Below are 13512 nucleotides of genomic sequence, written 5' to 3'. Positions count from 1 at the left end.
CTCAAAGGTAGGAAAGGAAAAGGCTGTCGAGCAATCGCGACCATCCGGAGACCATGACGAACAACAGCAGTTTGAGCGGCAGGGAAATGGTCATGGGCGAGACCATTTGCATCCCCAGCGCCAAGAGCAGGTTGGACACAATCAGATCGATGACGATGAACGGAATGTAGATGAGGAAGCCGATCTCGAACCCGGCCTGCAACTGCGACAGCACAAAGGAGGGGACCAACAGGATCAGGTCATCGCGCTGGGTGCTTTGCGCCATTTCAGGTGGCCACATACGCGCGCTGTTTTCGTGCATGTGGGTCAACACATCCGGATCGGTGTTGCGTTTCATAAACGCACGCAGCGGCTGTATGGCCACAAGCCCCGTCTGTTGAAGGGTCTGCACGGTGCTCATGTCCAGGGGCGCGCCCTTGAGGTTTTCGGCGACCTGGTAACCCACGGGGGCCATGATAAACAGCGTAGCGGCCAGCGCTATGCCATTGATCGCCATGCTCGGGGGCACCTGCTGCACGCCGATAGCGTTGCGGGTAATCATCAGCACAATGACGATCTTCAAGAACGCGGTGCAGATGATCAGCAGCATCGGCAGCAGCGACAACGCCCCGAAAAACAAAGCCAGGACGACCGGGTCAACGCCCTGGAATATCATCGGGAAAACACCACGCGAGACACTTGCAAGCCGAGTCGCCCATCCACTTCCACCAGTTGCCCCTGGCCAATGGGCCGCTCGCCGTAATACAGGCCGGCCATGCCCGGGGCGTACCCGGTGATGCCCAGCACCGCACCGGGAGCAAGATTGCGCAGCTCGCCCAGGGTCAGGCTCAGGACACCACAGCGCACCGTCAGCGCCATACTCAATTCGTCAAAGGGCTCACGGCCAAAGACATCCTCCACCGGTTGGTCCTGTTCAGGCCCCGGGTATTCTTCCACTACAAAGTGCTCGTCCATGGACGCTTCCTCAATCGCAAAAAGGTTCAGGCACAACGGCCCGGATTCATCGTCAATACGCCCTTGCAGATGGCGACGCCCGATACGCACGTGGCCACGGCCCTGCGCATCAAAAAACGCCTGTTCAGGCATCAGCACGTCCCCCGCACGCACGCTGCGCAACTGCCCGACGGGCAAGTTCAAGCGGCCCACGGTCACGGCGATTGCCAGGGGAAACGATGCGGGTAATGAGCTGGCCGTGGACCGCCAAGCGCCCGCCGCACACATTGCCAGCAAGCTCTGCGGGGCCAGCCACAGGTAGCCGGCGACCTTGGAGGCCCCCAAGATCACGGTGAAGCGGCAACCAAAGCCCAACGTTTTGGCTGCAGGCAGCAAGCGCAGATAACCGAACAACGCCACTACTTGCGGGCTGAGGTGATGCTGGAACAATTCCCAGAACCACGACGTCGAGTCATTGCCGGCTTCTGCCAGGGTGACCGGGCATTCGCCCATCAGGCTGAACATCGCCTCGGGTTCCGAGAACCCCAGTACACCGACGGCACTCTCGAAACACACCGGGCTTCGCCCTTCAGGCGCGCGGCCGGGCTCGAGCACAAACGCCCCCTGCTGATCGCCGACCTGGAACGGCATGCGTAATCCGCGCCCCAGCCGATGCAACGCCGCAACCCTTGCCGCCTCAACCAGGGGCGGTGTCACCGCCAACATGATCATGCGGGCCCCGTGCTGTTGATGTGGATATCGACTGGCTGGCCCAACGCCTCGGTCAGCCTGTCCTGATAACGTTTTTGCACCGTGGCGAGCCAATGCGCGGTGCGCGGTTCTTCGGCGTCCAACTCGACGTTCCACGCGCCCGACTGCCGCTGCACACTGGCGTTGATTCGCCCCAGCCGTGGCAGGTAAAGCACCGCCAGCAACGGCCATTGCGTGCCGCCTTGAACGCGAAGCGCCAACTGCCCCGCCAACGCCTCAATCATCAATTTATCCGTCGCCACACTTTGCGCTGGCAGGCTGGAAACGTAACCGCCCGAGCCATCGTCCCTGGCAAACAGTTGCGCGAAGACGTGCACATGAACCCACGGCACCACGGCCTCAACGCCTCTCTCACGGTCGTCCCTGGGCTCGCGCACGCGCGGCCGCTCAGACCTGCTCACAGGCAATCGTTTCATGACGCTCCTGCACCAGTAACTGGGATAATTCCGAGAGTTTTTCGACCTCGCGCAAATACTGGCTGGCCTGCTTTTGCATGCTGTCGATATGCACCACTTGCTGTTCCTGCTGCCCCTGTAACGCTTGTAACTGCGCCTCTTCACGCTGCGTGCTGGCGGACAATGAGCGCTCTTGGGTATTCCACGACTTGAGTTCCTGAAACGAGAGCACGTGCCCTTGATGCTTGCTCAATAGCTGCGCCGCTTCCTCGGCTTCCTGCAGGCGAGTGTCCTCAAGGCGCTGCTGCGCCTGCTCAACATGCAACTGCAGTGCACGCTGATGCCTTTTAGCCTCACCCAATGCGCGCTCAGCCCGGTCCGCGCGGTGTTTGCGCAGACGCCTCAGGGTTTCCAGCTCAGAAAGGAACATAGGCGGTCAGCTCCGTCAGCTGATCCAGGGTCGCCGCCATCGGTGAAGGCTCACGCAAGTCCTGGCGCAAAAAGCCATCCACCGCCGAACGGCTGTCCACCGCCAAGTCGGTCAGGGCATCATTGCCGGCCTGGTATTCACCCAGCTTGAGCATCAGCTCGATCTGCTGATACGCCGACAACAAACGGCGCAGCCCGGTCCCCGCCTGGATGTGCTCAGGGGTGGCGACATTGCTCAGAATTCGCGAAAGGCTGGCCAGCACATCGACCGCCGGGTAGTGACCGCGCTCGGCCAACTTGCGCGACAGCACAATATGGCCGTCCAGCAGCGAGCGAACTTCGTCGGCCACGGGGTCACTCATGGAGTCCTGTTCGATCAGCACGGTGTAGATTGCGGTGATAACGCCGTCGCGGGTCAACCCGGCGCGCTCCACCAAACGCGGCAGCAAGCTGTACACCGAAGGCGGCAAGCCCCCGCGCCCCAAGGGCTCACCGGCTGCCAGGCCGATTTCTCGCTGCGCGCGGGCGAAACGCGTCAAGGAGTCGATCAGCAGCAACACCCGCTTGCCTTTGCGTCGATAGCCCTCAGCCAGCGCCGTTGCGGTGAACGCCGCGCGGGCGCGTTCCATACTTGAGCGGTCGGATGTCGCACACACCAGCACGGCCTTGGCGCGCAACTGATCATCCAGTTCATGGTCGAGAAATTCGCGCAGTTCCCGGCCGCGCTCACCGATCAGGCCGAACACAATCACATCGCACTCGACGTTACGGGCAATCTCCGCGAGCAAGGTGGTCTTGCCACAGCCGGCACCGGCAAACAGGCCCACGCGCTGACCTTCGCCAAGCGTCAACAGACCATCGATCGAGCGCACCCCAGTCGCCAGGGCCCGGTGGATCCTCGGCCGTTCGGTCGGCAACGGCGCCTCACACAGCACCATGCTCGCATCCGGGCTGTCGGTGTCAGCGAAGGCATTGGGGCCAACGCCAGTAATCGGCCGCCCGAACCCATCGAGCACCTGGCCCAGCAACGCATCACTGACGCGCACTCGATGCGAAACACCCAGACGCTGCACACTGGCGCCCACGCGCACGCCTTCAAGGTTGCCCAAGGCACTGAGCACGGCATCCTGCTGATCGAAGCCGATGATTTCCGCCAGCATGTAGTCGTCGGCAGATTTCTCGACCTGGCACAAGTCGCCAATACGCGCGCTTGGCAACCGGCATTGCAACAACATGCCGTTGACGCGCTGAACCCGACCGCGCAGGGTCACCGGCATCAGGTTGGCCAGTGCCTGGGCCTGGCGCTGTTGCCAGGCATCGAGACGTGCATTCAGTTCTTCGTTCACCAGCGCACCTCATAACGCCGGGCGCCATCGAACACCACTTTGCTGTTGTCGATCAGCACCAGGCGCAGGCCGTCCACTTCATCACCGACAAACACCCGGCTGCCCTCTTCCAGGACGACGTGGCCATTGGGGCCGCCGACGATCTGCACGATCTTGAACGGCAGCGCGCCGTCGCTGACACGCACACGGCTGATCACCGGCACCGCGCTGTCGAACAGCTCGACAAACCGGCTGAGCATGCGCGACACCAGCTCCACATCGTCCTGCGACACGTCGCCGTTGAGCGCGACCTGGCCATTGATCACTTGCAGGCTGACCCGTTGGCTCAATTCGCGCTCATTGAGCATCTTCAGCAACTGCTGGCGCACTTCAAACGGCGTCGCCAACTCGTGTTTGACCACCACAGGCGGCATCAATGAGGCCTGGGCCTCACGCTCACCCGTGGACGCGATGCCCACCACCACGACGATGATCGCAACCACCAGCGCCACGCTGATCAGGCGCTTTTGCTGCGCGTGCGAGATGGACGAAAGTTGCAGCGCCCGCGGCGCTTCAGGGGTCGGCGGCGCTGGGGCGGGTGCCTCGGGCCATGGCTGATCGGCCCAGGTGACGCACAGCCGCACAGCCCCGACTGAAAACGGTACGTTCAGCACCAGGCTCGCAATCTGGGCCAGCACCTGCCCTTCATCACCTTGCAGCAGCCCGGCTTCGGCCTGCACTGACCAGTTTGCGTTGATCAGCCGCAACCGCGCGTGCTGCTCGGCGATGCCAGGATCATTCAGCATCAGGTCGGCGTCAGGGTGAGCGCCGATGCTCCATTGCTCGCCAAAAAGCGGCAACGCGGCGCCCTGGCGCAGACCATTGAGCACCCGTAACTCAAACATTATCGAGCGCTCCGGCGCGTTGAGCCCGACTGGAGATTCATGCCAGCGCACCGCGCGCCAGCTCATCCTGGGTCAGGTCAAAACGCCCCAGCACTTTCACCTTGGAGGTGCTTCCCAACTCGGCGAAGGACAGCACCGGCACATGGTTGAACTCTTCCAGAAGCAGAGTGCGCAAGGGACTGCGCAGGTCTTGTGCCACCAACATCACACTTTTGCTTTTGGCGCGTAAGGTGAAGGCCTGGTTGAGGAGGTTGATCAACGCGGCGCTGCTTTCGTTATCAAGCGCAAAGAAAACCCCGGTCTGCGTCTGACGCAACGCCTCGCGCAGGATGTTTTCGGTATGGGGCGACAGCAGCCAGGCGTGCAGGCCGTCTTCCTCGCTGTACTGGTGGAAAATCTGCGCCTTGAGGGCAATGCGCGCGTAGTCAGCCAGCGCTTCGGGCTCGCGCTCATGCTGGCCGTACTCGATCAACGACTCGACAATCAGCCGCACGGCACGCAGTGGCACCCCTTCGCTGGCCAGGCGTTGCAGGACCGCCGAAAACCGCGAGAGCGGCATGATGCGTTGCAGTTCCTGCACCAGTTCCGGCTGGTTGTGCTCAAGCCAACTGAGGATCGATTTACTCTCCTGGATCCCCAGGAACTGCGGCCCGCTGAGCATCATCGCCTGCCTCATGCGCTCAATGATCAGGCTCGTCGCGGTAAAGCGCTCCAGCTGCGGGTCATCGAGCAGCGGATCATCAGGCGCCAACCATAGCCAATCCTGTTCATCGCGGTCGGCCTTGCCCGGTATTGCGTGCTCGGGTTCAACCGCCAGCGCCTTGCGTTCCACGGCCAAATGGTTGACGACCGAGGCCTTGACCATCGGCACTTCGTGCACACAAAAGCGCATTTCATCAGCGGCCAGGGCGTCATCAAGTTCGACTTCAAACGGCGGCAAGGTCAAACCGATATTGGCCACCAGCGTGTTTCGGGCCTGGCGTATCCCATGGATAAGCTCGGTGACCTCAGGGGTTCCGCGCAAGACCGGGGAAAACTGCAGCAAGTACGGTCGCGACGGATCAAACCCGCGCAAGTCTTCATCACCGTTCTGCTCCGGGCGCACGGCGTCAGCGGCTTCGGCGGCCGGCTGTTCTAGTCGTTGACGCTGGCGCATCAAGTAATAACCCAGGCCGCCGGTGACCATCGAAATCAGGATAAACACCAGGGTAGGCATGCCGGGCACCGCAGCAAACGCGAGCATCCCCACCGATGCAATCATCCAACTCTTGGGTTCGCTGGTCATTTGCCGGGCAATTTCGGCGCCCATGTTACTGATACCCTTGCGCCCGTCCGGAGCCACGCGGGTGATGATCATGCCGGCGGTCAGGGAGATCAGCAGCGCCGGAATCTGCGCGATCAGGCCATCGCCGATGGTCAGCACCGAATACAGCCGTATCGACTCGGCAGCGCTCAAGTCGTGTTGAAACATGCCCGTGGTGAAGCCACCCAACAGGTTGACCACAACGATGATCAAACCGGCGACGGCATCGCCCTTGACGAATTTCATCGCACCGTCCATGGCACCGAACAGCTGACTCTCGCGGGACAACTGCTCACGTTTGTCCCGCGCTTGCGTGCCGTCGATCAGCCCGGCACGCAGGTCACTGTCGATGGACATCTGTTTACCCGGCATCGCGTCCAGGCTGAACCGCGCCGCCACCTCGGCGACCCGTTCCGAACCCTTGGTGATGACCAGAAAGTTGACCAGGGTCAGGATCAGAAAGATCACCATCCCCACCGCCAGATTGCCGCCCACGACGAAATTGCCGAAGGCCTCGACGATGTCGCCGGCGTCCTGTTCCAGCAGAATCAAGCGCGTCGTGGCGATCGACAGCGCCAGACGGAACATGGTGGTCAGCAGCAAAATTGATGGGAACGACGAGAACGCCAAGGGGCCTGGCAAATACAGCGCGAGCACGATCAACAGACAGGATATGCAAATGTTCAGCGCGATCAGAATGTCCACCAGCCAGGTGGGCAACGGCACGATAAAAATAAACACGATGCCCAGAATCACCACTGCGCCCAGGACTTCGGCACGTTGGGCCATTTTGAGCAGTACAGCGTTGATGGCTGACAGTGCAGTCACGCCGACGCCCCCAGGTCACCGGCAAACTTGATCGGGCCGCGCTCGATCCGCTCCAGTTCCCCCATCACGGCCAAAAAGCTGTCCAGCGCGCCCTGGCGGGTTCGACTGTCAGGCCACAAGGCCAAAGGCAATTGCCGGACCAGAGGGTAAAGCGCGTTGAGAACAATCACTTGCCGGGGGCTCGGGCCACTGCCCAGATCATGCCCAAGTCGCAGGATCTCGCCCGCATCGATGCCGCTGCCGGCATACCCCAGCAGGCGCTGCAAAAGACTGACGGCGTCGTAGCCGATGCCCAGGCGCTGGATCAACGCGTGGCAACCGGCCAACACGGTGCTCAGTTGCCCACAGCTTTGCAGCGCCAGCAACAAGGTGCGCAAACGCGGCGTGGTCATTGACGAAACCAGGACCGCGATGTCGTCAGCCAAGGCTTTACGCATGCTGATGAGCCTGACGGAAAATGTATCGCCGCCGTATACGCCCAACAGCGCCTGCATCATCGTCGCCAGGGATTGGCGCGTGGCCACGCTGGCGTAATAAAGCGCGCGCAGCGCTTGGCGCTCCTGTGGATCACCACCGGCCTCCATCAACGCCGTGGCGAATTTGAGGCCAGCCTGGATCTCCCCTTTAAAGCCCACCGCCAGCATGCCAATAGCATCCCGCGCCAAGGCAGCTTCGGTCGGGCGCACATCATTGTCCGCCTGGGCTTCCAGATGTTTGAGCACCACGTAGGCGCGTGCGGGGTCGCCCTCGGCGAGCTCTACCAGCTTGTCGACACTGGGATGCTGCTGCAATTGGTGCCTGAACCGCCGCGAAATAGTCGCCAGGGACTCCTGAGCAGGATGGCCCAGCTGTTCATAAAGTTGCGCAAGCTGCTCGGTGGGGGGCACGCGAATCGACATCGCGCGCTGAGCGCGGTTGTTGGCAATCACTTCCTGGTCGAAGAGCGAAGTAAGCTCATCAACCTTCGCGGGTGCGGGCGTGGACACAGGCGCAACGGCGGATTGATCCAGGCGCTGGGCAGAGGGCGCATCTTTAGGGGATTCGACTTTCATAAGCATGCCAAGACGGGAAGAGTGTGTCCCTATGTGGCAATGCCTACCGATACGGTTCCATCAGAACGCGGCTATCGAGAGGTTTGACAAGACCGGCACAAACCCTCGGCGCTTTTTGCAAACTACTGCGCAATATCTCTCCATTTCAAGATATTTACCTTTAATAATCAGCTAGTTGCGATCTTTTTCCATTTGGCACACCCAGTGCTAAAGGGGTTTCCATCGAACTTATTTCGATAGCGTCTACCCCGAGGAAAAAAACGTGAATATCCCAATTGAAGCTTTAGCGCACCTGGTTGGCAGCTCGCCTCAATTTATGCTCCAACTGACGGACGACCAACAGAAAAAACTCCGGCGTTTTATTCATAAGCGCGTACTCAACCCCGAAGATGCAGACGACATACTGCAACTGACTTACCTGGAAGCCTGGCGCAACAGGGAGCGCTTCAGTGGTCAGGCGAGCCTCAGTACCTGGATGTGCGGGATTGCTCAGAACCTGGTACGCAACCACTTCCGCCGCCTGTACGCCAAGCCTGTGCACTGCGAATTCGATGAGTCGCTGTGGCATGGGCAGGAGGAAACCAAGAACCTGGATTGGCAGTTCGAGATCAACCGCCGACTGGAGAAAACCCTGACCGCCATCGACCACCTGCCCACAGAAATGCGCAAGACGTTGTACGCCTCACTGGAGACCGACGGCAGCTACCAGGACACCGCCGACGTATTGGACATACCCATCGGCACCGTTCGCTCACGCTTGTCACGCGCGCGTGAACACCTCAAGCGCGTCACGCATAACCCGTCGCAACCGTAAGGCCCTCTAGAGGGTAATTGTTGGGCGGCAGGGATATCTGCCCAACCGAATTTTGCTTCTCTCGTCCACTGCGACGCGATCACCAACCGCCCGAACACCCCATCCCTACCGACTGCCTCAGCGCCGATAACAACCTCAGCGGCGAAGACGTCCAGCCCTACCTTTCCCACCTGATGCTCAGCGCTTGCGCTACCGTTCTCGACTGCGGCACGCTCTTGCAACGCCACGATCGACGCCGGATGGCATCTGCAGAAAATCACCACGATCGTGAAGGGTCGCTCAATTGAAAGCCCGCGCCCCCACGCGGCCCGACAGGCGGACGAATGACAAGCCACTCGTCGCCAGAGCTGGCGATTCCGGTTAAACAATTGAAAGCGTAGAAAAAATTTCGATAAAAGTGCTTGACGCATTCCCGTTCTACGCGAATAATGCGCGCCACTTGGCTACATAGCTCAGTTGGTTAGAGCATAGCATTCATAATGCTGGGGTCCGGGGTTCAAGTCCCTGTGTAGCCACCAAGTACTAAAAACGGCTTACCGAAAGGTAAGCCGTTTTTTTATGCCTGAATAAAAGCCCTCAGGCATACTCGCCCCCAACCACAAGGAGGCGATTGGTGAACACGCACTTCCCCACCCATGGCATTGCCACCGAACGGCTGATACTGCAAGCCGCCCAGCCGTCTCACGCTCGCGCCCTGCACACCTACCTGCTGCAAAACCGCGCTTACCTGCAACCCTGGGAACCCACGCGCGACGATGACTTCTTTGCACTTGACGCCATCACTCAACGCCTCGAAACCATGGCCGAAAAGACCGCCAGCGGCGAAGCGCTGCACCTGCTGATACGGCGCGACGGTCAGATCATCGGCGCCTGCAATTTCACCCATATCGTGCGCGGTGCGTTTCAAGCCTGCCACCTGGGCTACGCGCTGGACGAATCGGCTCAGGGCCAGGGCCTGATGCACGAAGCGCTGAAGGCTGCGATTGCCTATGGGTTCGATGCCATGAAACTGCATCGAATCATGGCCAACTACCGCCCCGAAAATGCACGCAGTGCACGCCTGCTGGAACGGCTGGGGTTTGAGCGCGAGGGTCAAGCGCGGGCCTATCTCAAGATTAACGGCGTGTGGGCGGACCACGTGTTGACGTCGCTGATCAACCACGCAGAGAGCGACTGATGAGCCTCAGCGTATTCGCCATCATCCTTTTGGGCGCCGCGCTCCACGCCACCTGGAACGCCGTGGTCAAAGGCGGCGCCGACAAGCTGTTGACCACCTGCATGATCGCCTCCGTCGCCTCGTAGATCGCGTTGGCCGCCACCCCGTTTCTGCCGCTGCCGGCAAGAGAGAGCTGGCCGTTCATCGGCGCGTCGGTGCTTCTCCAAGTGCTGTATTTCGTGCTGGTGGCCTCGACTTACCGCATTGCCGACATGAGCCAGACCTACCCGATCATGCGCGGCACAGCGCCGCTGCTGGTGGCGACGGTGAGCGTGTTTGTGTTGGCCGAGCCGCTCTCGACCTCCGCCTGGCTTGGCATTGCGGTGATCTCACTGGGCATCTTGAGCATGGCCCTGGCGCCTTCTTCAGGGCCAAGAAAAGGCTTGGTTCTGGCGCTGATCAACGCCGGCGTGATCGCCAGCTACACCCTTATCGACGGCTTGGGCGTGCGCAAGTCCGGTGCGCCTGTGGCCTACACGCTGTGGATTTTCCTGCTGACCGGCGTCCCGCTGGCGACGTGGGCGCTAGCTTCGCGGCGCACGCTGTTCTGTGATTACCTCGCGCATAACTGGCGCTTGGGCATCGTCGGTGGTGTGGGTACGATCGCCTCGTATGGCCTGGCGCTGTGGGCCATGACCGCAGCCCCCATCGCGACCGTTTCGGCCCTGCGCGAAACGTCGATCCTGTTTGGCGTGGTGATCTCGGCCTGGGTGCTCAAAGAGGGCCTGACCCGCGTGCGCATCCTGGCCGCGTGCGTGATCGCCGCCGGGGCGATGGTGTTGCGCCTGGGATGAGCGAGGCGCATGCGCGCAAAAAAACTCCGTATCTGTATTTTGACGCCTTAAAGACCCACTGTTAGTGTCCAGCCTCCCTACTCGGAGTGCCCTTGATGAAACTGGATATCTATCAAGTCGATGCTTTCAGCCAACACCCCTTCGGCGGCAACCCGGCGGCAGTCTGTCCGCTCACCGAGTGGCTGCCCGACGAGCAACTGCAGAATATCGCGGCTGAAAACAACCTCTCCGAAACCGCCTACTTCGTACCCCGTGGCGATTTCTATGAGTTGCGCTGGTTCACCCCGGAGGTCGAAGTGGACCTGTGTGGCCATGCCACGCTGGCCGCAGCCTGGGTGCTGATTCATCAATTGGCGGATGCACCGCACGTCTTGCGCTTTGCCACCCGCAGCGGCGAGCTTCGCGTGACGCGCAATGGCGACGAACTGGCGATGGACTTCCCGGCCAAACAGCCCCAGCGCTGCGAGCCGCCAAGCGGCATGTTGAGCGCATTGGGGATTGAGCATGCCGAGGTGTTTGCCACCGACGACTACCTCGTGCTGGTCGACGACGAAGCTCAAGTCGCCGCCCTGACGCCGGACTTCGCGCGCCTCAAGGGCCTGCCCAAACGCGGTATTGCGGTGACAGCCAAAAGCACGCGGTTTGATTTTGTATCCCGTTGGTTCGGCCCCAACGTGGGCGTCAATGAAGACCCGGTCACAGGTTCGGCGCACACCTCGCTGGCGCCCTTCTGGGCCGAGCGTTTGGGTAAGTCGCAGTTGACCGCCGAACAAGGCGGCAAGCGCCGTGGGCAACTGCGTTGCGAGCTCAAGGACGACCGCGTGATTATCTCCGGCCACGCGGTGCTCTACCTGCAAGGCACGATATACCTGTAAAAAGCCGTAACCCAAGGACAACAGATCATTCTCAAAATGAACGGAGTTCAGCGCGTGTTTTCGATTTCCCGCCGTCAACTGTCAATGATTGCCGCCGCCCTCGCCCTGGCTGGCTGCCATACCCCCGTCAATGAACAACCGCCCGCGCCGGAGCTGGGTTCGGGTTATCGCACCGACCTCACCACCCGCCACGCCGAGCGCCATATGGCCGCCGCCGCCAACCCGCTGGCTGCCGAAGCCGGGCGCGAAATGCTGCGCCAGGGCGGCTCGGCCATCGACGCGGCGATTGCGATGCAGGCCGTGTTGACCCTGGTGGAGCCGCAATCATCCGGCATCGGCGGCGGCGCGTTCATCATGCTGTGGGACGGCAAAACCGTGCACGCGTATGACGGCCGCGAGACGGCGCCCGCGGGAGCTACCGAACGCTTGTTCCTTAAAGCCGACGGCACGCCGATGGCATTTCCCGAGGCGCAGATTGGCGGGCGTTCGGTTGGCACGCCAGGCGTGTTGCGCGCACTGGAGATGGCACACAAAAAGACCGGCCACCTGCAATGGGCCAAGCTGTTTGAACCGGCGATTCGGCTGTCAGAGCAAGGCTTCGCGATTTCCCCGCGCCTGCACGCGCTGATCGCTGCCGACCGTTACATCGCGCAATCGCCCGAGATGGCGGCGTATTTTCTGAACGCCGACGGCACGCCCAAAGCCGCCGGCACGCTGTTGAAAAACCCGGCGTTGGCCAACGTGTTCAAGCGCATCGCCAAGGAAGGTCCGGACGCGTTGTACCAGGGGCCGATTGCCGATGAGATCGCACGCAAGGTCCAGGGCAACCGCAACGCGGGCAGCCTGTCGCAGGCGGACCTCAAGGGCTACACCGCCAAAGAGCGCGCGCCACTGTGCACCGACTACAAGCGCTATCAGGTGTGCGGCATGCCACCGCCGTCGTCGGGCGGGATTGCTGTCGCGCAGATCCTCGGTACGTTGCAGGCATTGGAAACCCGCGACCCGCGCTTGGCCATCGCACCGATGAAGCCGGTCAAAAGCACATCGCCTGCCGGCTTTGAACCCACACCTGAAGCCGTGCACCTGCTGGCCGAAGCCGGTCGCCTGGCCTTCGCCGACCGTGGGTTGTACGTGGCCGACGCCGACTTCGTGCCGGTGCCGACCGCAGGCCTGATCGCCCCGGACTACCTGGCCAAACGCGCCACACTGATCGGCGACCGCAGCATGGGCATCGCCAAGCCAGGCACGCCTGCGGGCATCCAGGTGGCGTACGCGCCGGACCGCTCGCCCTTGCGCATCTCGACCTCGCAAGTGGTGGCGGTGGATGACCTGGGCGGCGCCGTGTCGATGACCACCACGGTGGAAGCGGCGTTTGGTTCGCACGTGATGGTTCAGGGCTTTTTGCTGAACAACCAGATGACTGACTTCTCGTTCATCCCCGAAGAAAACGGCCAGCCGGTCGCCAACCGCGTCGAGCCGGGCAAACGTCCGCGCTCGGCCATGGCGCCGACGCTGGTGTTCGACCGCAAGAGCGGCGAGTTGCTGGCCACCGTCGGATCGCCGGGCGGTTCGCAGATCATCGAGTATGTGAGTAAATCCCTGGTGGCGATGCTCGACTGGAACCTCGACCCGCAAGCGGCCATCAGCTTGCCCAACTTTGGTAGCCGTAACGGCGCCACCGAGCTTGAGGCCGGGATGTTCAGCCCCGAGTTGAAGCAGGCGCTGAGGGTCAAAGGCCATGCACTGAGCGAGATTGATATGACCAGCGGCGTGCAGGCCATCGTTCGCACGCCAGACGCCCAGGGTAAGGCGTCGCTGAGCGGCGGCGCCGACCCTCGGCGCGAAGGCGAAGCGGTCGGCGACTGACTTTAT

General features: G+C 61.6%; 14 protein-coding genes and 1 tRNA gene. 7 read left to right on the top strand and 8 right to left on the bottom strand.

What is annotated here, in order from left to right:
* Position 1: 1 nt before the first annotated feature.
* From sctR to AACU78_RS26205, 8 genes are read right to left on the bottom strand one after another with little or no spacing between them, the layout of a single operon-like run.
* On the bottom strand, positions 2 to 655 hold the full coding sequence (sctR, locus tag AACU78_RS26240; RefSeq protein ID WP_106578544.1) for a type III secretion system export apparatus subunit SctR: 654 nt from the start codon (positions 653 to 655) through the stop codon (positions 2 to 4).
* Positions 652 to 1665 carry a FliM/FliN family flagellar motor switch protein gene (locus AACU78_RS26235; protein ID WP_106578543.1) on the bottom strand — a complete coding sequence of 338 codons (1014 nt, stop codon included), beginning with the start codon at positions 1663 to 1665 and terminating at the stop codon, positions 652 to 654. The genes sctR and AACU78_RS26235 overlap by 4 nt, the downstream gene beginning before the upstream one ends.
* Positions 1662 to 2120, bottom strand: coding sequence for a type III secretion system HrpP C-terminal domain-containing protein (locus AACU78_RS26230; protein WP_106578542.1), 459 nt, complete (start codon positions 2118 to 2120; stop codon positions 1662 to 1664). The genes AACU78_RS26235 and AACU78_RS26230 overlap by 4 nt, the downstream gene beginning before the upstream one ends.
* Entirely contained in the window at positions 2092 to 2529 is a 438-nt protein-coding gene (gene sctO, locus AACU78_RS26225) for a type III secretion system stalk subunit SctO (protein ID WP_106578541.1), read from the bottom strand. The genes AACU78_RS26230 and sctO overlap by 29 nt, the downstream gene beginning before the upstream one ends.
* Complete coding sequence (locus AACU78_RS26220; protein WP_106578540.1) at positions 2516 to 3874, bottom strand: FliI/YscN family ATPase; 1359 nt, start codon at positions 3872 to 3874, stop codon at positions 2516 to 2518. The genes sctO and AACU78_RS26220 overlap by 14 nt, the downstream gene beginning before the upstream one ends.
* The gene (locus tag AACU78_RS26215) at positions 3871 to 4758 is read right to left on the bottom strand and encodes an FHA domain-containing protein (RefSeq protein ID WP_106578539.1); all 888 of its coding nucleotides are present in this window, start codon (positions 4756 to 4758) and stop codon (positions 3871 to 3873) included. Before AACU78_RS26215 ends, AACU78_RS26220 begins: the two co-directional genes overlap by 4 nt.
* 37 nt (positions 4759 to 4795) lie before the next feature.
* Positions 4796 to 6889: a type III secretion system export apparatus subunit SctV gene (sctV, locus tag AACU78_RS26210; RefSeq protein ID WP_106578538.1), complete on the bottom strand. Its 2094-nt coding sequence runs from the start codon at positions 6887 to 6889 to the stop codon at positions 4796 to 4798.
* A complete protein-coding gene (locus AACU78_RS26205; RefSeq protein WP_177410106.1) occupies positions 6886 to 7941 on the bottom strand; it encodes a TyeA family type III secretion system gatekeeper subunit in 1056 nt (351 codons plus the stop codon). Before AACU78_RS26205 ends, sctV begins: the two co-directional genes overlap by 4 nt.
* A 262-nt stretch (positions 7942 to 8203) precedes the next feature.
* Here AACU78_RS26205 and AACU78_RS26200 point away from each other — a divergent pair, with 262 nt between their 5' ends.
* The 7 genes from AACU78_RS26200 to ggt all read left to right on the top strand — a co-directional run bounded on the left by AACU78_RS26200 (position 8204) and on the right by ggt (position 13506).
* Complete coding sequence (locus tag AACU78_RS26200) at positions 8204 to 8755, top strand: RNA polymerase sigma factor (RefSeq protein WP_106578536.1); 552 nt, start codon at positions 8204 to 8206, stop codon at positions 8753 to 8755.
* Positions 8756 to 9196: 441 nt separating this feature from the next.
* A tRNA-Met gene (locus tag AACU78_RS26195) sits at positions 9197 to 9273 on the top strand.
* 95 nt (positions 9274 to 9368) lie between these two features.
* Positions 9369 to 9932, top strand: coding sequence for a GNAT family N-acetyltransferase (locus AACU78_RS26190; protein WP_256586983.1), 564 nt, complete (start codon positions 9369 to 9371; stop codon positions 9930 to 9932).
* Positions 9932 to 10057: a hypothetical protein gene (locus tag AACU78_RS26185; protein WP_256586982.1), complete on the top strand. Its 126-nt coding sequence runs from the start codon at positions 9932 to 9934 to the stop codon at positions 10055 to 10057. Before AACU78_RS26190 ends, AACU78_RS26185 begins: the two co-directional genes overlap by 1 nt.
* A gap of 6 nt (positions 10058 to 10063) precedes the next feature.
* Positions 10064 to 10765 (top strand): EamA family transporter, encoded by a 702-nt coding sequence (locus AACU78_RS26180; RefSeq protein ID WP_256586981.1) that lies wholly within the window; start codon positions 10064 to 10066, stop codon positions 10763 to 10765.
* Positions 10766 to 10860: 95 nt separating this feature from the next.
* Positions 10861 to 11640 carry a PhzF family phenazine biosynthesis protein gene (locus AACU78_RS26175; protein ID WP_106578534.1) on the top strand — a complete coding sequence of 260 codons (780 nt, stop codon included), beginning with the start codon at positions 10861 to 10863 and terminating at the stop codon, positions 11638 to 11640.
* Between the two features lie 36 nt (positions 11641 to 11676).
* Positions 11677 to 13506 carry a gamma-glutamyltransferase gene (gene ggt / locus AACU78_RS26170; protein ID WP_106578533.1) on the top strand — a complete coding sequence of 610 codons (1830 nt, stop codon included), beginning with the start codon at positions 11677 to 11679 and terminating at the stop codon, positions 13504 to 13506.
* Positions 13507 to 13512: the final 6 nt, after the last annotated feature.

The sequence above is a fragment of the Pseudomonas sp. R9.37 genome, from assembly GCF_963878885.1.
Lineage (GTDB): Bacteria > Pseudomonadota > Gammaproteobacteria > Pseudomonadales > Pseudomonadaceae > Aquipseudomonas.
This window is presented reverse-complemented; position numbering and strand designations above follow the sequence as displayed.